We start from the raw sequence: 843 nt of genomic DNA, 5'->3' as shown, positions 1-843 counted from the left end.
CCAGTTCCTGGCTGTTCATCATGAAGCCGCCGTCGCCACACACCGAAATCACTGGGCGATCCGGGTGCACCAGGTGCGCCGCCATTGCCGATGGCAGGCCGGCGCCCATGGTCGCCAAGGCGTTGTCGAGCAACACGGTGTTCGGCTTGTGCGCCTTGTAGTTACGAGCGAACCAGATCTTGTAGATGCCGTTGTCCAGGGCAACGATGCCTTCGGACGGCAGTACGCGACGGATGTCGGCCACCATGCGCTGTGGGTACACCGGGAAGCGGTTGTCGTCGCCGCCTTCGGCGATCTGCGCTTCGTTCGCTTCACGGATGGCCATCAGGCGGGTGAAGTCCCAGTGCGCGGTGTCGGTCAGCGCTTCGCTGATCTGCCACACGGCGTTGGCGATGTCACCGATCACTTCCACCTGCGGGAAGTACACGGCATCGACTTCGGCGGAGCGGAAGCTGATGTGGATGACTTCGGTGCCGCCACGGACCATGAAGAACGGCGGCTTCTCGATCACGTCGTGGCCGATGTTGATGATCAGGTCGGCGGCTTCAATCGCACGGTGCACAAAATCGCCGGACGACAGCGCGGCGTTACCCAGGAAGCGTGGGTGACGCTCGTCCACAACACCTTTACCCATCTGGGTGGTGATGAACGGGATGCCGGTCTTGTCGATCAGCTGCTTGAGGACCTTGGCGGTCATCTTGCGGTTGGCGCCGGCACCGATCACCAGGATCGGGCTGCGGGCCTTCTGCAGTTTTTCTACAGCAGCTTCGATGGCCACGTGCTCGGCCAGCGGGCGACGGTGCAGGCTGCGTGGGATCGGCAGGGCATCGGTTTGCTCGGCGG

1 protein-coding gene is annotated in these 843 nt (G+C 63.1%); it reads right to left on the bottom strand.

What is annotated here, in order from left to right; all coding sequences use genetic code 11:
- Window positions 1-843, bottom strand: an 843-nt coding sequence (locus tag F3J45_RS29580; RefSeq protein WP_240164751.1) for a thiamine pyrophosphate-dependent enzyme, incomplete at both ends; no start/stop codon positions are given.

The organism is Pantoea sp. Ap-967, from assembly GCF_011752565.1.
In the GTDB taxonomy this organism is placed as follows: domain Bacteria; phylum Pseudomonadota; class Gammaproteobacteria; order Pseudomonadales; family Pseudomonadaceae; genus Aquipseudomonas.
This window is presented reverse-complemented; position numbering and strand designations above follow the sequence as displayed.